Genomic DNA, 20,429 nt, shown 5'->3' on the forward strand with positions numbered 1-20,429 from the left:
CATTAATTAAAACAAGTTGAAAGAGTTTTTCAGGGGAGAAAAGTTCAAGGCGCCTGATGCAGGGAGCCCGAATTGGGCTCTCGAAGGAAGGCAACGATGAAATTTTCCTCATGAAAAACTAAGGCAACGAAGTGTAATTAATGACACGCTCCAATCGATCAGAGGGGAAATAGCAAGGGCTATTTTCCAAAGGTAATATCGAAAAAATAGAGTAAGAAAAAGATTATTGAGATAATAAAAAGAATGATCGAAGTGAAATAGTAAATGGAGTTTTTATTTTTATGAGCATCGAAGGCTAGAACTCCTGAAAAAAGGAGGCTTATTCCAGAAAAGCTTAGCCAAGTGCTTAAATAAATCGGCCAGCTGGTTGCACATATGAAACCAATCACTCCACCAATTAAGATATCGAGGACTCGTCTTTTATAGTCTTTGGCCTTGAAAATGCGCCAGGCTTGGTAAGGAATAAGGGTGATAAGCACAATAAAAGGTATTTTCTCAAGCATCACTAATAGCTCCTGTTCCTAACTTATTCGTACGTTTCATATTCTTCATCCCCTTCGCTCTCTTCATATTCTAAATTTTCGGAATACTTATTGGCAGCATCTAAGAACTTTTCTGTTCCAATGATAATTCCACCGATAGTACCGGGGATGTTACCACTTGCAGCAGCAACTCCTGCCCCGGCTGATGCAACAACACCCTTCATAACATCCATTGCAATCTCTCCACTGCTGTAAGGCTTTTCTGAGGTTTCTTCTTGTTGGTTAGTTTCAGTCTCAGTCGTTTGGGCTTCCTCAGTAGCAGAAAGATTGGATGCGGTAAAACAAAAAGATAAAGAAAATAAAATCAGTAATTTTTTCATCTATCACTCCACTTTTTGTAATGCTGAGTTTATCTTTATGAGTCCTATTCCCCAATCTGTGAAGGACTCTGCAAATCGGTCTGTTTCTGGTTCAGCATATCTAAAGTGTTTTCTAATGGCTTTTATTGAAGAAAGTCTATTCCCTTTGACAACATAAAATGCTGATTTATTAAAAGAGTCTTCCATTTCGGATTCTTTATCTGTTGACCATTTTACAAATTGATCTGCCAAAAAATCAGTAATATAGGTCTTTTGGTCAAAGCAACTAGCAAGAACCTCTTCAGCTTCTTTCCCAAACCCTGACTTTGCTAATAGATAGCTCATGTGAAGAGTTTGTGGAGTTACAGAGCAAAAAAGGGCTCCAGGAAAGATAAAGCAGAATAGCAAAAAAAATCTCTTTAACATGGTACTTCCTCGACCTTTGCGTTAAATCGAAATAATCGTACCAAGAAATAATTTTTCATTTCAATGAAAAATTTGCATGAATCTCTGGTGCCTAGGGCGTGCCATTAATGACACGTCCCAATCGATCAGAGGAGAAATAGCAAGGGTTTCCTCGAGGAAAAATTTGCACGAATCTTCGGTTGAACGTTAACAAAAAAAATGTTATCCTGGGGGAATCAAAAAAAATGGTTAATTATGAGACAACAATTTCTCGTTGGAAACTGGAAGATGCACATGGGGACAAAGGAGACGGCTGAGTTTGTGGCTGCCCTCCTCCCTCAGATTGGAGAAACCACCACGTTTATTGGGATTGCTCCTCCTTTCACCTCGATAGAGGTGGCGGCGAAGAGTGCTGAAGGGAGCTACCTCCAGGTGGGAGCGCAGAATATGAGCGAATATCCCCACGGCGCTTATACGGGAGAGATTTCGTCGGCGATGGTTAAGGAGTGTGGTGCCACCTTTGTATTGGTGGGGCACTCGGAGCGGCGGGCCATTTTTCACGAGGATCATGCAACCATTCACCGGAAGGTGAAGTGGGCGATTAAGGAAGAGCTTTTGCCGATTCTCTGTATTGGGGAAACCCAGGAGCAACGGGACAAAGAGATGACGCGGGAGGTTCTTGCCGAGCAGCTCGGGAAGGCCCTTGAGGGATTTTCGGGAGGGGATCTAGGGAATCTTGCCGTTGCTTATGAGCCGGTATGGGCGATCGGAACGGGAAAGACAGCGACTCCAGACATCGCGCAGGAAACCCATCACCTGATCCGCACCTTCGTCCGGGAAAAATGGGGCGATGAGGTGGCTGACCGCTTGCCTCTTCTCTATGGAGGATCGGTCAAACCTGACAACATCAAGGCTCTTATGGCAGAGCCCGATATCGACGGGGCCTTAGTGGGGGGCGCTTCCCTCAAGGTCGAGTCATTTGCACAACTTATCAAGGAAATATGAACCTATCCTGCGTCAAATTAATTTCTTTATTTCAGCCTTTTTGGCACCTTTTGAAAGTCTCCATTGAGCCCTTGTCTCATGGACAATGTACTCAATGGAGACTTTCAAAATCTGCTCAAAAATTCAAGAAATCAATTAAATTTTTTAACACAGGATAAGGTTCTTAATGAGCGTACTTTTTTACATCTTTTTATTTTTATTCGTGGGACTTTGCACCCTCCTTTGCTTTGTGATCTTGATTCAAGAGAGCAAGAGCTTGGGGCTGGGCGCCTCTTTTGGAGGAGATGCAAGCGATTCCCTTTTTGGAACGTCGACAGCGGCGGTCCTGAAGAAGTTTACCGCCTACCTTGCGGGATTTTTTCTTCTGGTTTGCCTCGTTCTCTCTATATGGTCGTCGTCTATCGGGCGCTCTGCTGCCAAAGCTCCCATGGGTGTAACCATTGAAGAGGGTCCATGATTCGCGATCTTGTCTACTACGGCCATCCTGCTCTTCGGACTAAGTGCACCGAGATCACTGAGATCACCGAAGATATGCGTCAGCTGGCCCAAGACCTGATCGAGACCGCTCTAGAAAAAGATGGGGCAGGTCTTGCGGCTCCTCAGATCGGCTACACCGTGCGGATGTTTGTCTCCCGTTATGACAATGGAGCTGACGCCGAAGGGTGGCCGATCCTCTGCCCTCCTAAGATCTACATCAACCCCAAACTCTCGAACCCCTCCAAGGAGATGGATACCCATGGAGAGGGGTGCCTTTCGATTCCTGGCCTTTATGAAAAGGTGACCCGTCCTTTAGAGATTGATGTGGAGTGGATGGACCTTGATGGGAATATCCAGACTGAGCGAGCGACGGGCTGGAGGGCCCGGAACCTGATGCATGAGAATGATCACCTCAATGGAGTTCTCCATATCGATCGGATCCACCCCAACCGGCGGAAAAAGATCGATCCTGCCCTCCGCAAACTTAAGAAAAAATATAATCCTTAATTATGCAGGGATTTTTCGGGTCATTTCATCATTTTCTTTGATTGAAATGAACTTACCATTTTTAAGAATTGGTTGGATAAAATCGTGTTCGTACTCTGTTTCTTCTACCCATAAGTCATAAGTTTGCTGCAAATTAAGCCAAAGTTGAGGAGTCGTATCAAAGGCTTCTGATAAAGCAATTGCTATTGCAGGAGTTACACTTGCTCTACCAGTCCTAATCTTAAATAATGTATTCCGTGCAATCAACAACCTATCTGCAAGCTTCTGCAAATTAAGATCAAGAGGCTTAATATAAAGTTCATCCAAGATTTTTCCTGGATGAGTTGGTTTTCTTTTCCGCTTCATAACTAACTCACTCTAATGGTAGTCGATTAAATTTACATCATGTGCATCGCCTTTTTCAAAGCGAAATATTATTGTCCAATTCCCGTTCACATGAACAGAGAAAAAACCTTTTAAGTCACCCTTTAAAGGGTGAAAATTTGACCCGGGAAAATTCATATCCTTAGCTTCCTGGGCTGCATCAAGAAGGTCTAGAATAAGTTCGATTTTAGCTGCATGTGCTGCCTGAATACCGGCCTTAATGCCAGACTCAAAAAACTTTTTCAGTCCCTTGTGCTTGAATTTCTTAATTGCCATGTAGTTTTCTACTTTCTCTTATTGTAACCTATATGGTTACATTATGTCAAGCGTTGGAGAAATATTTTTTAATCGACTGGTTTCCAGTTTGTTATTGCTTCACCACGGAGATGGCGCCATAGACCTGGTCGTCGTTACGCTCGGGTGTTAAGGTATGGGCGACTGTGAGGCGGAGGCGCCAGCTGGTGCTAATGGTGGTGATCAGATCGACCTTTGCTTCGTTGTAGTTCGGTTCGCCACCCCGTCCCCAGCCGATGTGGGACTCGAGACGGGCGGTCCACTGGGGAGCGAGCTTGATTTGAAGGCGGGAAAGGAGCGTATTGCGCCCATCGGAAAGGGGAGAGTCAAGAAGCTCTGAAATGGGACGGGTCACCTCCATAATAAAGTTGTCGGGATCATTATCCCGCCAGTCAAACCGTCCCCGATGGCGAAACTCGGTCTTAAAAGCAAAGTTCTCGTTGATTGTCCAGGCAAGCCCGACGTTGGCGTAGTTGAGAGTTTGTTCTTCGATGTTCCAGCCAACGCGACCGGTGAGCTTCCAAGAGGGGAAGTTCCAGATGAAAATGCCGCGGAGCTTGGGAATGGTTTTCTTAAACGTCGAGTCACCAAAGAAGGCATAGGCATGGAGATCGACGACGATATTGGGATCGAAGAGGGGATGTTTTTTAGAGAAAAAGAGGTTGCGCACCCCCGATTGGATAATGTTAAAGCGGTTAAAGCCATCTTGGGTGCTAAAGATGTAGGGAGTCGTAGGTGAAATAGTGGGATGGGTCATCCCATTATAGTAGACATAGGGCTTGAGAACATGGCGGACCGTTTGGTAGTGTTTTTTGAGGGTCAGATCAAGGAGGAGCTGATAGGTGAGGACTCCTAAGGCTGCGGTCCGATCTTTTTGGCTATCGCTGTAGAAAACCCCTTTGGCGCCGATGAGGGGGGTGAGGGTAAAGCCGCGGAAGGAAAAGGGGCGGTAAAGTTGGTTGTAGGTGGAGAGGCGGGCAGCGTTAAAGTCGGGAACAGCCGATTCGATATCGCGGGCAGAGACATAGTCAAGATAGGCCACTTTAAAACGGTTTTCAGAGATGATGCCGCTATTGCCAATTTCAAAGGAGCGGGGAGTCCAAAAAGACTCGGGAAGCTTTTGCTTCATCCCTTGGAAGCCATTGACACGGAATTTTCCGTCGACCCCAACGATCATCCAATCTTGATAGTTCCGGAATTCCAGCCGGGTTTGCTTGGCAGGGCCTAGCTCAAAGTTTTCACTTCCAAAGTCGGTTTGCATATTGCGGTCGCTTAGCCAGTCATAGGTGGCATAAAACTGGGTGTTTTCATCTTCCGTTTTTGCTTTATAGATCCCTTGGAGGCGGTAGTGGGTGCGGGCCTTTTTGGAGTTGGTATCCCGGAAGAAGACATCATGATCGAGATAGCTACGCGTGCGAAACTCTTTCCGCTTATCGAGGGAGTGGTAGTCTGACTCAAGTGCGCCTCCAACCCCTTTAGTGGGGCGAACGTTGAGTTTAAAGAAGAGGTCGAACTGTTCCCAAGAGTAGATCCGGTAGCGCATCCCAAGCTTGGGGCTGAGTTTCTTTTCCCAGCCGATACTATAACGGACAGGGGAATCTCCTGTTGACTTGAGGTTACTTTTAAAGGCGGGGAGCCACAAAATCGGAGTGTCGAAGAAGCGGAAGGTGACATTGTCAGCAGCAAGGAGGCGATCCTTGGTGATCTTGAGCTCTCTCGACTGGATTTTCCAATCACTTTTTTTACTTTCACTGGTGGTGACAAAGGCGTTGTAGAGATAAAAGCTTTTGTCGCTATTGAGGCGGATTTTTTCTCCCCCTAAAAACCACATATCAACAGCCGTCACCCCTTCATGAACGACCCCTGTTTTGGTGATGAAGTCATACTCGAGTCGCTGTCCTACATAGACCCGTCCCCCACTTTCTAGCATGAGATCGCCCTCGGCAACCACCTGGTGGATCCGCTTTCCCTTTTCCATCTTGTTGGTGTAGAAGATGTGGCGGGCTTGGATCCGCAGCTCTGGCGAAGAGATGACTCCGCCCTGATTGGTTGAAACGACCCCTCCTTGGTATTCGGGATCTTTTAGGTGCACGGTGAACTCTTGGTCCCCGAATAGGGGCAAGAGGAGCAAAAGGAAGAGAAGAAAATAAGCGCGCATGCTAATGAGTATACCCCTCATGACCACCTGATGTCAATTGGAGGGTTTTTTGATTGTTCTTGATTCAAACCACTTAGAACTTCTAAAGAGCCATATAGAGATGCGTCGGGGCTGGTGCCCCCGCTGCCCCTTGAGCTTCAATCTGGCAAGCCAAATCGATCTTCCTCGGGGGCCCGGGTTACAACCCTGTGCGGGCCCCTCGTTCAGATCGATTTTTCACAGCCATCTTGAAGCCGCGGACAGCTCACGGCATGGCTTTTCTCCGCCTCCGGCTTCGAAGCCATGTCCGTTCACTGGAGAGTTTTCTTTTTTTATCTCCCCAGCGAACTGACGTGAGTTCAAGCCCGAAGGGCGCTGAAGCGAACGCGGTGAGCTGTCCGCGGCTTCAGGGCGAACCTGTAAAATTGGCATGAAGGAGGGGCTTGTCTAGGGCTGCGCCCAGCCCCCCGACTGAAGGTCCGATTTGACTGTTCGCTTGAAGCTCAAGGGGCAGCGGGGGCGCAGCCCCGACGTATCTATATATGAACCCTTGGATTTATCAGCTGGTTTAATATCTAAACTTTTATACAGCACAAACCATTTTACTGAATAGCCTTAAGCAAAAGGCCCGCAAGGGCAAACCGGTTTTTTTTGTTTCCCCGATGAATCGCTCGGAGGAGAAGATCGATCCCTTCTTTTTCGTGACTCTCGGCAAGGGTCTCGTAAATCTCGATGAGAAGGCGGGAGGTCTCCTTTGGAGTGAGAATAAAAGAGCCTGCGGCTTCCTTCCGGTCGGTCCAAGCGAGCATCTCCCGAAACTGGAAAAGCTCATGGTCCCGCTCCTGTTCAAGCCATCTGTAGAGGGTCTCTTTGTGAGGTCCTTCGACTCTCATTCGGTAGAGAACCAGGTGGCAGTAGGTGCGGATGAAGGGGGCTCCAGCGCGGCGCGACTCCTCCTGAAGAAGGGCAATGGCCCCTTTGGTGCTCAGGTTTTCCAGAAGGTGGATCAACATGGGGATGAGATCGTTTTCTTTTTTATTAAAGATCTCCCGGGCAATGGTTAGAAAATCTTCTTCGGGAAGCTCTAGGGCATCTTGGAGAATTTGCTCTCGCAGGGCCAGGGTGATCGCAGAAATGTCTTGCTGGATCTTTTTGGAGTATTGAGTTGCTGAGGGAATCACTTTCCAGGTCATCAGCGCATGGCCTAGAGAGTAGACGGGCTGAAAACCGAGATCTTTCTCATCCTTGATGAGGATATTTAAAAGGGTGGGAATCGCGTTCGATTGTCGCTTCTTGAGTAGCGCAAGGGCGGCATTTGCTCGGACATGGAAGTTATAATCGGAAAGGAGGGTACTTAAAAGACGGTCGGTATTGGGCATATCGACAAGGAGGGGAATGGCAAGGGGATTTTTCTCTAAGGCGCTTTTCATAATCGTTTCGCGGTAGGTGATCTCCCCAAGCTTTTCAAGGGAGCGACAGGCGGCAAGTTTCACATTGGAATGGGGGGACTGCGCCAATTTTTTTAAAAGGGGAATCGAGTGAGAATCTTTGAGATACCCTAAAGCTGCGGCGCAGGTCTCTTGCTCTGCTTGATCGGCATGGGTTGCAGCGGCGCGGATCTCACTTAAAAAGTCATCCCGCCCATAGCGCGCTGCAGAAAGGATCGAGGCAATGCGGACACTTAAGTAGCGGTGCCCCACCAGCCGCTTGAGAACCCCTGCGGCATCGGCCGTTCCAATCATCGCAAAAAGCTCAGGAAAGTAGACGTGCATATAGGGGGGAAGCTTGTGCATGAGGGAGTCGATCATCCCCGTCACTTTTTCAGAGCGGCGCATCGCTAAGGCATATGCTGACTCCATCCGAACTAGAAGATAAGGGGAGGAGAACGCTTTAAAAAGGAGGTCTTCAACCAGATCATCTTGAAGGCGGCTTAGGAACTGAATCGTTGCCATTTGGATGACGGGGTTTTGGCTGGCAATCCCCATCTCATAGAGCTCCATCCCTTCCTGGGAACCGGCGGTTCCTAGCCCATACATGCTGAGGAGTTGGCTTTCCTCATCATTGCTTCGGGCTCCTTGAGAGATGAGGATATGGCCCATCTGCTCCAAAATGGTGAAGTCATGTTTCTTATTTTCCTTGACCCATGCCTCATAAAGGGCGAGCCCCCGCTCGATCTCTCCAGCCTGCATGAGGTAGAGGACCTGGTGCTTGGAAGCCGCTCCCCATAAGGAGGAGACAGTCAGAATGATTAAAAAAAAGAATCGCTTCATTTCCTATAAGGATTGAGTTTTTTTTATTAAAACGCCACCCTAAAAATTTTTCTGGCGATTTACTCGCTTTTTCTCTATCATTTTAGTCAAGCTGAGGAGGCTAATATGCTACCTGTAACAATCAATGAATGTCAGAATATATCTACTGATACCGGCGATGGAGAGGGACTCTGGGCCCTTTACAAGATGGTTGAAAGCGTTGTTGTCTTTGCGTATAGCATTATTTTTAGGTGCTTTCCTGTGCAGACAAGTCTAGAAGGGAGAGGCTCCTCTAGTGCTTCTAAGATCTTTATAGACGAGTTGACTAAGACTCAAATAACTCAGCTTCTGGACTTGCATAAACAAGACAAGCTTACTCCACAAAATCTTACAAAAAACATTAAGAACTTTCCTGAAGATATACTAGAGGACATGAAAAAACATCTTAATGTGCAAACAGCAGAAGAGGCTGCTCAGTCCGCTAATATCATCAGCTACTTGCAGCTTTTGTTGCTTGTATCGTGACAAACGTCACACTCTTTTTTTTCTGGATTTCCACACCGCTTACATTTTAAGGGGTGTTGCGACTTTAAAAGATGCCCGATCCCAAGCCCGAGCATACAAAGGAGGACGATGATGATCGCTAAAAGGATGGTCACTTGCCTTTCTTCTTTTCAGGGGCTGATGGAGCGCCAAGATCAACCCAAATCGGGGAGGTCCACGCAAGGTGGCCATCGGCTTGCATCACGCGCATATAGTAGTAGACAAAAGGAGGACGGTCATCCTTTGATTTTAGGGTAATCTTCTCAAGGAGCTCGTCATCATCAAAGGCAAAATCGAAGGTCTCCCCTTTAGGGGTGAGGGTGTGGAACGGTTTTCCATTCCGGATGATAAGGATCTCCTTGATCGGGGCAATACCGACAGCATAGCCGGTGATGTGGCGGTTATAGGCAAGGCCGGGCTTTGCCTTGGTATTGAGCTCTGATCCCATGGGGTGTCCAGCAATTTCAAGGCCTGCCAATATGCGGGGGCCGGTCGTTGCGTAGCACGATTTTTTATCGAGCGCTTGGACGAGTCCATCGCGGGAGTGATTTGCGGCAAGAATAGCGGTCAGGCCTGGGGAGTATTGGGCCTGGGCCTCATCGAAAAGTCCTTTGAAAACTCCACGATCGTCAAGGCCGCCAGCGACGAAGCCAAAGCGGTAGTTTTTGTTAAGCGCTTTTCGAATCGATCCGTCAGCCTTTTCCTTGATTCCTTTCTTTGACTTAGAAGCGATGGGGCGAGGGTTTCCTTCAGCTTTGGTACATTCGGAGGAGCCCCAAGCGTTGTAGATCTCGACTACTTTTTCATATTCGGGATTAAAGTTTTCAAAGTCGTAAAGGGTTTCCGATCCCATGGTAAAGATGGGGATAGAAACGAAATCTTTTGGGGTGTGACTTTTATAGATTTTTTTCAGGTGGCTTGCTTTACTCTCTTTTTTCCGCAGGAGGGGTTTCGAGTCTTTAAGGTAGACGATTTGGCGGAGCCCCTCTTCTCCTGGCGTTCCGGTCCATTGGAGACCGAGGAAAGTGGTGAACCGGTCATCTTCGTTAAACTCAGAAACGTGAGCGCCGATCCCTTTCCAGATATCGGCAGAGGTCTCTTCCTCACTTTCAAAGGATGAGGTTCCAAAGAATTGGAGGGCCTCATCATCACGGATGTGACGCAGACAGGACTCGATATTTTCCTTCGCGTCGTGGAGGACCAATTCCCCATGAAAATTTCCCCAGTAGAGTTGGCGACTGGTATCGGAAAAACACTTAATCGGGGCCGATAGGAAAACTTCATCCGTAGAAAGGTTTTTTAGCTGGATCTTGTAGACCCCCGGCTCGTTAAAGTAGAGGTTGGGGAGGTTGATAAATCCTGTTTCGGGGACAAACAGTTTCCAGCTGATATTTTCTCTCAGTTGCTCGTAGGAAAATTCGATGAGGGTGCCTTCTGGAGCATGCCCGGTGAGGTTTCCAAACTCATCCTCAAAGCGGACGATTACATCGAACCGCTGGTTTTTATTGACGACAGAGGGAACGATGATCCGGATTGAGTGGAGCTGCCCTCCCTTCACATCGACATGGAAGGTTTCATGCTCTTTGTATTCTCCTTTCCCCTTGGGGTCGACATAGAGGTTAAAGGGGCGGCGGCGGAAGGTGTGGGACTGCGCGCGGTTCCCTTTTTTTTCAATACCGGTCTCTTCAGGGGTTCCAAGGAAGATGGCGATCTCCTCACCCGCTTTGACATCGCCGGGGAGGGTGAACTCGAACTGAGGAAGAGAAGATTCGGGTGTTGCTACTTCGGTTGCCGCCAGAGACTTTTTATTGGGCGTTTCCATCCAAATCAGATTTTTTTTGCTTTTGAGGTTTGACTGGGGGATTTCCCAGTCGAAGTTGCGCCCTTTGGAGCCTAGGTCGAATTTGAGGCGGGCTCCTTTTGGAAGGTCGTTTGCGGGGGCGTAGATGAATTTCCACGTTTTTTTCTCCCCTGCAAGGGCGGTTTTTGGTTCGGCGTAACTGATTGAACGGCGCATAGATCTCTTGAGGTTAAATTTTTATACCCATTTTAACACAGGATTAATTGTTGTTCAAGAGGAGCTTTTCAATGGCTCGATCGCTCGATTTCAACACTTCCAAATCAAAATTATCGTTATGAATCTTCCATCCCTTAGTGGGGATCGTCTCCGCTCGGTGGAAGACATACCCCCCAATCGTGTCATACTCAGGGCCTTTTGGAATGGAGACTCCCAGCTCTTTTTCGATGTCGACGATGGTCATCTTCCCATCGACCACCCATCCCCCATCGGGGTGGGGCGTGTGGTGCTGCTCCTCTTCGATACTATCATGCTCATCGATAATTTCCCCGACAAGCTCTTCCAAAATATCTTCGATCGTCACCACCCCTTCCGTTCCTCCATACTCATCGACGATGATGGCGAGGTGAATCTGCTCACTCCTAAACTCTTGGAGGAGGGCGGCAATCTTTTTCGTTTCGGGAGCATACAAGACAGGCTTAATGAGGTTTTCTAGGGGTGTTTCAAGGGGAGACTGCTCATTTTTTTCGATGCTTTTAAAGTAGTATTCGATCACATCTTTGTAGAGAAGAACCCCGACAATCTCATCGACATTTTCTTTGTAGACGGGGATCCGGCTATATCCTTCTGAGATGAACTTTTGGGCGGCCTCGTGGACCGTTTGGTTGATCGATAGAGAAAAGATATCGATCCGCGGGACCATGATTTCTCGGGCGATCCGCCCTTGCATCGAAGCAAGCGCGCTAATGATTCGCTTGTCAAAAGGTTCCAGATAGTCAGAAAGTTCCGACTCAAACGCAAGCTCCAAGATCTTATCTTTGATTCTCCCTTTAGAAACTTTTCCTCTCAGGAGGCTTTTTTGGACCTTGAGAAGGAGGAAAGTGATCGGCGAGAAGAGAAGAAGGAAAAAACTTGCTACAGGGGTGGTCATCCGGAGGAAGAGGGGAGGGGCAGAGTGGGCAATAAGGCGGAAGAAAGCGTCACAAACAAGGGCAATAGCCAATAGCAGGCAAACCCCCAAAAGAGAGAGAGGAGCAAAGTAGATCAGGAAGGAGATCGCATAGAGGAGATAAAGGAGGTGCTTTGTCGCACTTAAAAGGTAAAAGAGGTTGTCCCATGGATTTTTTGAGAAGAGCTTTTTGACAAATGTGTAGGTAAAAAAGTAGTGGGGCTTTTTCTGGAACTCCTTTTTACTTTCGATTCTTCCTAAGATATGGAGCGCTTTCGTCAGTCCTGTGATTGCGCAGGCGCCAATAAGGAAAAGGATGGGGAGGAGGAGATATTCAATGCTCATTCACGGGCCTTTTTGGGATTTTTCAAAAGAGCCTGGATGATACTCACCGAGGTGAGCTCTAAGGGGGTTTTTTCTGCTGCACACTTGGTTTTTGGGTTGGCCCCATGCTGAATCAAGAGCTTGGCCGTTTCGAAGACATTGACCGAATCAGGGTTTAAAACGACAAAGTGGAGGGGGGTAAACCCATTATAGACCCCTGCGGTGAGCATGGCTTGGACATGAGCGCGCCCCGTTTCAACAAGCGCTCTGACGATCTCTGTCTCTGCTTGCATCGCTGCAAAATGAAGGGGAGTGGCTCCCCCATAATTCTGGCCGTGCTGGGGAGCATTAATATCAGTGCTGGGACAGTTGATCAAAAGCTTTGCCTCCTCCTCGAGCCCCTGCATCGCTGCAAAGTGTAAGGGGGTCGCGCCATCGCGCGTTCCAAAGTTGGGGTTGACCCCAGGATGGTTTAAAAGGAGCTTAATCAGAGGAGGCGCCCGGTTCGTGACCGCAATGTGGAGAGGGGTAAACCCTTCCTGAGTCGGTTGATTGACCTTGATCTCCTTTTGCTTAAGGAGAAGCTCCGTTGCCTCATAATTCCCATTGGAAACCGCAATAATCAGAGGGGTCGATTGGTAGTTGTTAGGGGCATTCACATTCACCCCCTTGGAGAGGAGGAAGGTGATGATCTCTTTTTTGTGTCCCCCTTTTTTCGAGCAGCAAGCCAAGTGAAGGGGGGTGTTTCCATCCTTGTCGCGGGCATAAACAAGACGCATCCCCTCTTTTTCATATAAAGAGACGACGCCTACGAGGTCACCACTTAGGCAAGCGCGAAAGAATTCCGACTCAGGGCCCCCAAAGAGGAGCGCTTGAGCCATCAATGCAAGGAAGAAAAAATACTTGGGGACCTGTTGAGAGAGCCGCTTTCTCCAGATTTCACGATGACTTTCGAGAAAAATCCGGAAGTTTGCAAATTGACATATGCCTAAGTATAGGAGATTTGCAAACCTCCGGGTTTTTCCGGAAGGGGAGTGAAAGGTGGAGGAATGGGCTTTTTCAACAGGCCCCTTATTGGCTGAGAAGAAGGTCATGCTCTCTAAAATAATTGATTGCCGATTTTTCTTCACCCCTCATGATCTGAATATCTTCAGGATTTTGGTCATCGAAGCCCAAAAGGTGGAGGAGGCCATGGGTGATGTAGAGGGAAACCTCTTCGTAAGGATCGCCCCCTTTTTTTGTCAGATAATCGAGGGCCACTTCGGGGCAGACAAAGATTTCGCCCAAAACAATATACCCCTCTTCCATCGGATCGTCGATGGGGAAGGAGATGCAGTCTGTGGGGGAGGGGTCATTAAAGTAGAGGTCGTGAAGGTGGGAAATTTCCTCTTTGTTAACGAAGTGGAGGGTCACTTCATCAATCCGAATGCTTTTCCATTTTAGGAAAGCTTCAACGAGGCGCTCCACCTTTTCTTCAGAAATGGGAAGAGCGCTTTGACTAGAAATGCAGTGGATGTTCACTGCATGGTGGGCGTTTTAGGAAGGCCAGTGACCTTTTTATCCTCGCCCTCTTTCCAGCGGCCGAGTTTTTTGAGGACATCGATCCGCTCGAATCGCTTGAGGACGTTCCGTTTTTTCGCCCCTTTACTTGATTTTCCGTAACTTGGGTGACGTGACATGGTTAACTCCTCCCTCCTTTCACTTTAGGGATGAAGGTGCTATGGGCGGCCTCTCCCGTAAAAACGTTCGCATGTTCTTTAAATCCCTTGGGGAGGTTGTCCTTGAGGGGACCTGTTTTTTCTGAGCCGTAGCGGGGTTTTCTAGGGCACCGCTTGAGGCGATCTTTCTTACTTACTCGTGTCATAATAGCTTACTCCGTTAATAAGAAATAACTATAGCAGTTTAGGCGGAATCTTTCAAGCTTTTAATGAGTGATGATGGTGAAGCCGGCTGTTTTATAGGCCTGGTAGCGCTCCTGGGCAGTCTTATTCTTCTGCGTGGAGGCGAGATCTTCGATTTCATAAATTTTTATAAAGGAAAAATTTTTATTGTCGACCGGCTCCGGGCAGAGGTTAAGGATGCTTCGGGCTTCATTGGGGTTTTCCTTGGATGAGGTGAGGACAATCAGGTCCTTGCAGGGGGCATCTTTGATCACATGGGGGAGAAAGCTATCAGGGGGCGAGCGCCATAAAAGAAGGTCGACATACTCCAGCCCCTTTTCGTGAGGGACGCGGATCAGGAGAGGCTCTTTTTTTTCAAAATATTCCTCAGCAAGGCGGACAATCAGCCCCTTTTTCTCCTGATCGCTTCGCACCTGAAAGAAAAGGGCACGGATCTCCTTATGCATCCTTTTCCTCCTCGGGATGGTAGATTCCGCAGGAAAGAAGGAATTTAAGGAGATCTTCGGTCTCGAGATTGGTCTCTTTGATCTCATCTTTTTGGTACATGACCAAAAAGCCCGAGATGGGGTGAGGAGCCGTTGGGATGAAGATCGACTGGAGGTCTTTCTTCTTTTCGGTGATCTCTTCTGGGGGATCTCCAGAAAGAAGCCCCATCGCGCGGGTCTTTTCATGGGGGAAAGGAACGGTCACCGTCCCTTTAAAGAGCTGTTTTTTCCTTTCGCTAAAGACGCTGCTACTCACCTCACGAGAGATCCGGTAGATCGTCTTGATAAAGGGGATCTTTGCAAAGATCCGGTCGGTGAGCTTAATAATCCAAGAGAAAAAGATCCTCCGTCCTAAAAAACCGAGAAATAGCGTAAGAAAAAAAAGCAAAATCAGAACGATAATCCGGCTGACAAAAAGGAGGATATACTTATGGCGGGATCCCAGCTCAGCTAAGCCATGACCCGTAATAAAGTCAGAAACCATCCCTGCAAAAGGGGCCGTGAGAACATCGACGATAAAGACAACGACAACAAGGGTAATCGTAATAGGGAGAAGGGTCGCTAGACCTGCGAGGAAGGTTTTTTTCATGGCGCCGGTTCTTCTGGGATTTGGGTCGGGTGCTCAGGGGTAATCACACCACACGAGACGATATATTTGATCGCTTGTTCCGGCTTAAGATCGAGGAAGATCATCTCCTCTTTTTTGTACATCAGAAGAAACCCTGTTGTCGGGTTAGGAGTCGTTGGGACCAAAACGGAGTAGAGCTCTTCGCCTACCCCCTCACAGCACACCTTAGGCGACTCTCTCGAAACCAGCCCCATCACATAGGAGCCCCCCTTGGGGAAGGGGACCATGACCACCTGCTTAAAGGAGCTCTTATCAGTGACAAAAATGGTCTTAATGATCTCTTGCGTTGTCTTGTAAACCTTGTTAACAAGGGGGATCCGGTGGAGGATTTTATCACTGAGGTTGATCAACGCCTTAAAGAAGAACCAGCGGGCAATCATCCCTAAAAGGAAGGTGAAAAGAACAAGGCAGAGCAAGATCAGGAGCTTACTGCCGTAGAGGACCACCTGCTCGGGTGTTAAGAACAAAAACCCCTTGTTTAGGAGATTCATGTCTTGCAAAAAGCCAGAGACAATGCCGATGAAAGGCTTGGTTAAAAAGTCGACGATAAAGACAACGATGGCGATCGTCACCGCCAGGGGCAAAAGAATGACGAGCCCCGTCACAAGATATTTTTTCATAAAAACCTGAGTGTTGGTTTTGCTTTACTTCGATCTCAGCGAGAGTTTTGTTTAAATTTTTTTCTTCTTTTTCGAAGGTAAGGGTCTAAAATGGCCCTTTCCGAGGGAAAGAAGGGGAAAAGAAAACAAAAATCACCTGAGGCGGGGTGAAAGAAAACCAACACTCAGGTTACTAGATCCTTTAGCTCATAGGATATGAGCTAGATCTTTATTAATCAACCTTGGTGAAGTGTTTGCCAAGGTCATTGAGAGATTTGGCTAGGGCATCTCTGGCTTCGGTATAAGGTTTATTATTTTCTCGCCCATTAGCAATAAGCCAAGGACTGGAGCCATGCGCCCGGATCGCATTACGAAAAGCTAGAAACTGGGTATGGATTTTGTTGATTTCTTCTTGGGAGACTTGTTGTAGTCCTTCATAGAGCCCTTCTTCAATCCTATCACAGTCTGATTGTGCTGTTTCACCACCTTTCCAACCGAGAGTTGCAAAGTGGTTTAAGTCTATAGCACTTCCACTTAGTGCGATTAAGTCTTCGTACATAGCGACAAAGCATAAGATACTTTTGTAGTTCATGTCCTCGAACCACTGCATGGTTCAAAGTAGGGTAACAATTTTTGGTCTTATGAAAGATGCGTCGGGGGCAAGCCCCCTGCTGCCCCCTTGAGCTTCAATCTGGCAAGCCAAATCGACCCTCCTCGGGGGGCCGTGCAAAGCACTGTTCCACCCCTCGTGCGGGGCGATTTTGCAGAGCCATTTTGAAGCCGCGGACAGCTCACCGCATGGCTTTTCTTCGCCTTCGGCTCCGAAGCCATGTCAGTTCGCTGGAAAGGTTCTTTCCTAGAAAACCTTGCACATCTTTCACCAAGGAACAAGCCTCTTTTTTTCCAGGTTTTTAGCCACTTACCATATTCGCTTTGCTCGACTTTCAGCTTAACAAAAAAAATCCACTGAACCGACACAGCTTCGGAGCCGAAGGCGAAGAAAAGCTACGTCGTGAAGTGTTACCTCAGCATGCTGTATTTTGAACCATGCCAAAGATAAGGATATTTTCCAATTTTTTTCGGTACAAACCAGGGCACTACTTCTGATCCCTACCTTTCTCGTTAATGGCCATAATTCCCGAGCTACCATATACGCCCATTCTTCGATATTCGCTAGAATAATGATAAATATCAACTCCTCCCCAGTGTCCAAAAGCTCCAACAGTTGCTGACTCTTTAATGTCTCCAGCCTTACTGCTTTGGCACTGAATATAAGACGGACAAGAACTGTCATTAAATAGAAAATCACCTGTTCTTGCATGGTCTGTAAGAACAGAAACAACGGCCTCTAAAGGTGTAGGGGTACGATAGGAGAATTGATTGTTTTTGCTTAATAGGTCGAGAAATTTTTGATGTTTAGCTATACCATTATAGATGGTTTTTGGGATTAAACCTCGGGTCATCATTATCCATTTTGTATTTGGAAAGGACTCACCTTCTAATTTTTTCTTTGCTTTTTTGTCGTCATGAAATACGTATGCTAACTTATATCCCTTTATAGGTGCTTTAGCTTTTTTAAAAAAAGTCTTCAGAGAGAACGGTTCTCCATTAAACACACTTGGAATAAGGGTCAAAATATGGGTATCCTTAATCTTCTTTTCTTTCCATATCGGGCAAGGACTATCCAATAGTGCTCCAATGCTTGGTGGTAGAGAAGGCTCCAGACCAATTTTCCCAAAGTAGTTTTCCCAGTCCCTTTTTCCAAAGCAAAATTCTCTGACCATTTTTAATTTTTTATCCTCTCCAATCTTTCTCCAGCTCTTACACACACATGTAGCTGCTTCTTGGTCTCTAGGAGATAAAAGCTTAAAAATAACAAGTAAAAGCTCCTCAGGAAGCCCTCCAAAAGTCCCTTTTGTGCTCCCACTCTTCTTCATTCTTTTTTTGTCCACTTGGCTTAATTCAGTGTTTTGAGAAAACCCAATCTCAATATCCCTTTTTATCCCTCTTCTACCTGCTTGCCCAATAGCACTCATCACAACACCTTACTGTTAAAGACAATATCGATACTAAGGGAAAAGAAGTATTTCTACAAAATTTTTTTTCGCCTACAGCCCAACCAGCAACCTAAAACCGAATGTTCCCATTTAGGGTGATCGCCCTTTCCCCAATCATCCGGGACTCTAGATTGAAGCTCACCCCTCGAATCTTTGTAAGTCCAACTCCTATCAGGAGCAGGAAGGGTTGCCCCGTTTTAATATCTTCATCGGCAACTTGAAAGGAAAAATTAGGGTCATTGGGAACATTATAAAGGTTCGAATGCATCGATGCATAGGCAAGACCAACATAGGGAATGAAGAGGCCTATCTCTCTTGAAAAACTCACCCCTAGCTGCCACTCGGCATACTTAAAACGGGCCCCAGAGGTCCGCCGACTTCCTCCATTTTGAAAGATCCGGTCGATCCGCATAAAAGATCCCGAATAAAGGGCATTGAACCCCATCACCATTTCATCCCAGTAGACCAAAATGACCCTTCCCCCAATACCCCACATGAACTGACTATTGGTTTGGTATTCCATTAAAACGGTATCGGTGGGGCGCTGGGCCAAATCGAGCTTCATCACCCCCAACTTTCCATAAAGCTCAAACCGATCACTCGCATTAAAGGTGAGAGTCCCCTGATTTTTAAGCGATTTGTAGGTATCGAAGCGCTCCCGAATGCTCGACTCCCGCCCATCCACCTTCACCTTCTTGTCAAAAGTCCGGTCCCATTCATATCCGAGCTTGATTCCCCACCAAGCATCGTTCGATGACCAAATTCCCTCTTCGGGCATGTTGGGGAGGGAGGGATTGCCATTGTAGAGGGCAAAAAGAGCCGGTGTCAATAATAGGAAAATCCAAAGTTTCATGCGTTGAACTTTAAACTTTTTTGAGTTTCAAGGCAAGATCGGCAAACGCTACACTGGCAAGATCACTCGGGCGGGTCAACACTCCCCAAGGCTCAGATGAGGAACCATTCAGGTAGGGACGCCACTCATTCATCGGAAGGGCGCGGGTTTCATCAGCACTCACCCGGTAAAGATCAAGCTCTAAGCTTGCTGGGTTTACAGCAAAGGCAAAAAAATAATCGGCCCAGTTCGTGTCAGCAAAGATGAGGGGTTCGGGTGGATGTAAATCCGGATTTACAACGTGCGCTTTTCCCGGGTTAATCACATGGTCACGGACCCAGGTATAGGTAAATCCTTTGTCAAGCCACCCTTCCTTAAAGCGGGGTTGCCCCGGCTTGAGGAGAAAGGCATGGGTCGGGGAGTACATGAGAAGGCTTGCCAGAGGATCGATTTCAAAAGGTTTGGTGACATGGTAGGGGAGCGATTTGAGAAGGTCTAGAAGGAAAATCAAAAGGTCGGTCGGGTTTTTAATCGCCCTCTTTTCTTCAGCGATTTCTCCTTCAATGCAATAATATCCTTTGAGGAGGGTATGCAAACTTCCTCCCGAAGTGTAGCTCCAAGGATTTTTCTTTTTGAGGGCAAAGGAGAGAAACTCTTTGGTTTCAATAAAGTGGATGATGGCGGTTGTCAGTGAGGCGATTTCTTCCTCATCCCAGTCAGAAGCGGCGATAATTTGAGGTTCAACGGCAAGAAAAAACTGGCGAAGAGCTCCAATAAATTCTTCGGCATTATGGATCAAGGTCCAGGAGGACGGGTCGCTCCTACCATGTTTGTAACAAAGGCGAAAGCCGGCAGGACTATCTTCGTAGAGGGTTTCACAAACCTCCTCTGTATCGGCATCAAAAACTTCAAGAAAATACTCCTGAAACTTTTCGGTATATTGCTCAATAATAAAAGGGAAAAATTTTGCGATGTATTCCCCTTTTTGGTGAGCCTCATCACGCATCTCTTTACAAACATTGGCATGGTGGGAGCGGACCTGAAGTTCTCCTTTCCGAAGACGGATCCGATCGGGAGAGTCGGCTTGCCTGAGAAGCGCTTGAGCAACGCGCGCTTCATCAACTGCGCGGACATACTCTTCATGCAGCTTATCGACTTCCTTATTCGCCGCCTCAAGTTTTTCCTGTAAAGCCCCATAAATAAGGTGGCCGATCCCTCCTTCTTTCTTTGGGTCAAGGCCCAGTGATTCAAAAAGATTCCACTTGCTAAAAGTGGTTTTATAGTCGGAAAAGGAAGCAAGTGTGTACTCCCAAGCTCTAAGTAAGGGGTGATCGGTCTCTCTCCCTCCCCACTTAGGGCTGAGGGGGACAGCAAATTCTTCTCCCCCAAAGGTCCTTTTCATCTTCCCAAGCATCATCAGATCGTAAAGGTCGAGAAGGAGGCGCTCTGGTTGTTTTTGCTGAATAAAAATCGCAGGTGCTGTTGCAAAACAAGATCCAACAATCTGTCTTAAAGGGCAAAGGAGGGCAGAGATGACACTTTCTTGGAGATGTTTGTTTTCAATTTTTTCCTTTTCAGGAAGACCCACACTTTTTCGGATGAGGGTTTCAATATAAGGGTTTGCCACGGGGAGCCTAAACCGCTTGAGAAGGGTCTTTGACTCTTTTGTCTCTAAATAATAGAGGGCATGGAGGCGATACTCGTCCCAGATCGACTGGGTTGCACGGGCAACCTCCTCTCCGGAGATGATTGCACGGGCTAAAGTTCGGGCGATTTCAAGATGATGAGACATGATATCCTTAGTTGTAGCAATTCC

At 47.2% G+C, this 20,429-nt stretch carries 25 protein-coding genes; 4 read left to right on the forward strand and 21 right to left on the reverse strand.

Annotated elements, in window-relative coordinates; genetic code table 11:
* Positions 1 to 179: 179 nt before the first annotated feature.
* The 3 genes from NEPTK9_RS04015 to NEPTK9_RS04025 are packed head-to-tail and all read right to left on the reverse strand — an operon-like array spanning position 180 to position 1,267.
* Positions 180 to 503: a hypothetical protein gene (locus NEPTK9_RS04015; protein WP_194847543.1), complete on the reverse strand. Its 324-nt coding sequence runs from the start codon at positions 501 to 503 to the stop codon at positions 180 to 182.
* A gap of 23 nt (positions 504 to 526) precedes the next feature.
* Positions 527 to 862, reverse strand: coding sequence for a hypothetical protein (locus NEPTK9_RS04020; RefSeq protein WP_194847544.1), 336 nt, complete (start codon positions 860 to 862; stop codon positions 527 to 529).
* A 3-nt stretch (positions 863 to 865) separates the two neighbouring features.
* Positions 866 to 1,267 carry a hypothetical protein gene (locus NEPTK9_RS04025; protein ID WP_194847545.1) on the reverse strand — a complete coding sequence of 134 codons (402 nt, stop codon included), beginning with the start codon at positions 1,265 to 1,267 and terminating at the stop codon, positions 866 to 868.
* Positions 1,268 to 1,501: 234 nt separating this feature from the next.
* Between NEPTK9_RS04025 and tpiA the strand changes: the two genes are divergently transcribed.
* The 3 genes from tpiA (at position 1,502) to def (ending at position 3,235) form a co-directional block, all read left to right on the forward strand.
* The gene (gene tpiA / locus NEPTK9_RS04030; RefSeq protein WP_228547019.1) at positions 1,502 to 2,251 is read left to right on the forward strand and encodes a triose-phosphate isomerase; all 750 of its coding nucleotides are present in this window, start codon (positions 1,502 to 1,504) and stop codon (positions 2,249 to 2,251) included.
* A gap of 166 nt (positions 2,252 to 2,417) precedes the next feature.
* A complete protein-coding gene (secG, locus tag NEPTK9_RS04035) occupies positions 2,418 to 2,708 on the forward strand; it encodes a preprotein translocase subunit SecG (RefSeq protein ID WP_194847546.1) in 291 nt (96 codons plus the stop codon).
* Positions 2,705 to 3,235, forward strand: a complete 531-nt coding sequence (gene def, locus NEPTK9_RS04040; protein WP_194847547.1) for a peptide deformylase — start codon at positions 2,705 to 2,707, stop codon at positions 3,233 to 3,235. Before secG ends, def begins: the two co-directional genes overlap by 4 nt.
* Here def and NEPTK9_RS04045 read toward each other — a convergent pair whose 3' ends face one another.
* The 4 genes from NEPTK9_RS04045 to NEPTK9_RS04060 all read right to left on the reverse strand — a co-directional run bounded on the left by NEPTK9_RS04045 (position 3,236) and on the right by NEPTK9_RS04060 (position 8,299).
* Positions 3,236 to 3,580 carry a HigA family addiction module antitoxin gene (locus NEPTK9_RS04045; protein WP_194847548.1) on the reverse strand — a complete coding sequence of 115 codons (345 nt, stop codon included), beginning with the start codon at positions 3,578 to 3,580 and terminating at the stop codon, positions 3,236 to 3,238. It lies immediately after the preceding gene.
* A gap of 12 nt (positions 3,581 to 3,592) precedes the next feature.
* Positions 3,593 to 3,874, reverse strand: coding sequence for a type II toxin-antitoxin system RelE/ParE family toxin (locus NEPTK9_RS04050; RefSeq protein WP_194847549.1), 282 nt, complete (start codon positions 3,872 to 3,874; stop codon positions 3,593 to 3,595).
* A 91-nt stretch (positions 3,875 to 3,965) separates the two neighbouring features.
* Positions 3,966 to 6,071, reverse strand: coding sequence for an LPS-assembly protein LptD (locus NEPTK9_RS04055; protein WP_194847550.1), 2,106 nt, complete (start codon positions 6,069 to 6,071; stop codon positions 3,966 to 3,968).
* Positions 6,072 to 6,631: 560 nt separating this feature from the next.
* Positions 6,632 to 8,299 carry a HEAT repeat domain-containing protein gene (locus tag NEPTK9_RS04060; protein ID WP_194847551.1) on the reverse strand — a complete coding sequence of 556 codons (1,668 nt, stop codon included), beginning with the start codon at positions 8,297 to 8,299 and terminating at the stop codon, positions 6,632 to 6,634.
* A gap of 105 nt (positions 8,300 to 8,404) precedes the next feature.
* On the opposite strand from NEPTK9_RS04060, the gene NEPTK9_RS04065 reads away from it, so the two are divergent.
* Positions 8,405 to 8,803 (forward strand): hypothetical protein, encoded by a 399-nt coding sequence (locus NEPTK9_RS04065; protein ID WP_194847552.1) that lies wholly within the window; start codon positions 8,405 to 8,407, stop codon positions 8,801 to 8,803.
* On the opposite strand, the gene NEPTK9_RS04070 is transcribed toward NEPTK9_RS04065, so the two are convergent.
* The 14 genes from NEPTK9_RS04070 to NEPTK9_RS04135 form a co-directional block, all read right to left on the reverse strand.
* Positions 8,773 to 8,937: a hypothetical protein gene (locus tag NEPTK9_RS04070; protein WP_194847553.1), complete on the reverse strand. Its 165-nt coding sequence runs from the start codon at positions 8,935 to 8,937 to the stop codon at positions 8,773 to 8,775. The genes NEPTK9_RS04065 and NEPTK9_RS04070 overlap by 31 nt on opposite strands.
* Positions 8,934 to 10,838, reverse strand: coding sequence for a DUF3604 domain-containing protein (locus tag NEPTK9_RS04075; RefSeq protein WP_194847554.1), 1,905 nt, complete (start codon positions 10,836 to 10,838; stop codon positions 8,934 to 8,936). Before NEPTK9_RS04075 ends, NEPTK9_RS04070 begins: the two co-directional genes overlap by 4 nt.
* 43 nt (positions 10,839 to 10,881) lie before the next feature.
* Positions 10,882 to 12,132: a hemolysin family protein gene (locus tag NEPTK9_RS04080; RefSeq protein ID WP_194847555.1), complete on the reverse strand. Its 1,251-nt coding sequence runs from the start codon at positions 12,130 to 12,132 to the stop codon at positions 10,882 to 10,884.
* On the reverse strand, positions 12,129 to 13,205 hold the full coding sequence (locus tag NEPTK9_RS04085) for an ankyrin repeat domain-containing protein (protein WP_194847556.1): 1,077 nt from the start codon (positions 13,203 to 13,205) through the stop codon (positions 12,129 to 12,131). Before NEPTK9_RS04085 ends, NEPTK9_RS04080 begins: the two co-directional genes overlap by 4 nt.
* The gene (gene ybeY, locus NEPTK9_RS04090; protein WP_194847557.1) at positions 13,183 to 13,632 is read right to left on the reverse strand and encodes an rRNA maturation RNase YbeY; all 450 of its coding nucleotides are present in this window, start codon (positions 13,630 to 13,632) and stop codon (positions 13,183 to 13,185) included. Before ybeY ends, NEPTK9_RS04085 begins: the two co-directional genes overlap by 23 nt.
* A complete protein-coding gene (locus tag NEPTK9_RS04095) occupies positions 13,629 to 13,790 on the reverse strand; it encodes a small basic protein (RefSeq protein ID WP_194847558.1) in 162 nt (53 codons plus the stop codon). The genes ybeY and NEPTK9_RS04095 overlap by 4 nt, the downstream gene beginning before the upstream one ends.
* A 2-nt stretch (positions 13,791 to 13,792) precedes the next feature.
* The gene (locus NEPTK9_RS04100; RefSeq protein ID WP_194847559.1) at positions 13,793 to 13,975 is read right to left on the reverse strand and encodes a hypothetical protein; all 183 of its coding nucleotides are present in this window, start codon (positions 13,973 to 13,975) and stop codon (positions 13,793 to 13,795) included.
* 60 nt (positions 13,976 to 14,035) lie between these two features.
* The gene (locus NEPTK9_RS04105; protein WP_194847560.1) at positions 14,036 to 14,458 is read right to left on the reverse strand and encodes a DNA polymerase III subunit chi; all 423 of its coding nucleotides are present in this window, start codon (positions 14,456 to 14,458) and stop codon (positions 14,036 to 14,038) included.
* The gene (locus tag NEPTK9_RS04110) at positions 14,451 to 15,086 is read right to left on the reverse strand and encodes a DUF502 domain-containing protein (RefSeq protein ID WP_194847561.1); all 636 of its coding nucleotides are present in this window, start codon (positions 15,084 to 15,086) and stop codon (positions 14,451 to 14,453) included. The genes NEPTK9_RS04105 and NEPTK9_RS04110 overlap by 8 nt, the downstream gene beginning before the upstream one ends.
* A complete protein-coding gene (locus NEPTK9_RS04115; protein WP_194847562.1) occupies positions 15,083 to 15,745 on the reverse strand; it encodes a DUF502 domain-containing protein in 663 nt (220 codons plus the stop codon). Before NEPTK9_RS04115 ends, NEPTK9_RS04110 begins: the two co-directional genes overlap by 4 nt.
* Before the next feature lie 211 nt (positions 15,746 to 15,956).
* Positions 15,957 to 16,316, reverse strand: coding sequence for a hypothetical protein (locus tag NEPTK9_RS04120; RefSeq protein WP_194847563.1), 360 nt, complete (start codon positions 16,314 to 16,316; stop codon positions 15,957 to 15,959).
* A gap of 505 nt (positions 16,317 to 16,821) precedes the next feature.
* Positions 16,822 to 17,760, reverse strand: a complete 939-nt coding sequence (locus NEPTK9_RS04125; protein ID WP_194847564.1) for an F-box protein — start codon at positions 17,758 to 17,760, stop codon at positions 16,822 to 16,824.
* A 91-nt stretch (positions 17,761 to 17,851) separates the two neighbouring features.
* Positions 17,852 to 18,634, reverse strand: a complete 783-nt coding sequence (locus tag NEPTK9_RS04130; RefSeq protein WP_194847565.1) for a hypothetical protein — start codon at positions 18,632 to 18,634, stop codon at positions 17,852 to 17,854.
* A 10-nt stretch (positions 18,635 to 18,644) separates the two neighbouring features.
* Positions 18,645 to 20,405, reverse strand: a complete 1,761-nt coding sequence (locus NEPTK9_RS04135; protein ID WP_194847566.1) for a hypothetical protein — start codon at positions 20,403 to 20,405, stop codon at positions 18,645 to 18,647.
* Positions 20,406 to 20,429 lie beyond the last annotated feature (24 nt).

It is taken from the genome of Candidatus Neptunochlamydia vexilliferae, assembly GCF_015356785.1.
Taxonomy (GTDB): Bacteria; Chlamydiota; Chlamydiia; order Chlamydiales; family Simkaniaceae; genus Neptunichlamydia; species Neptunichlamydia vexilliferae.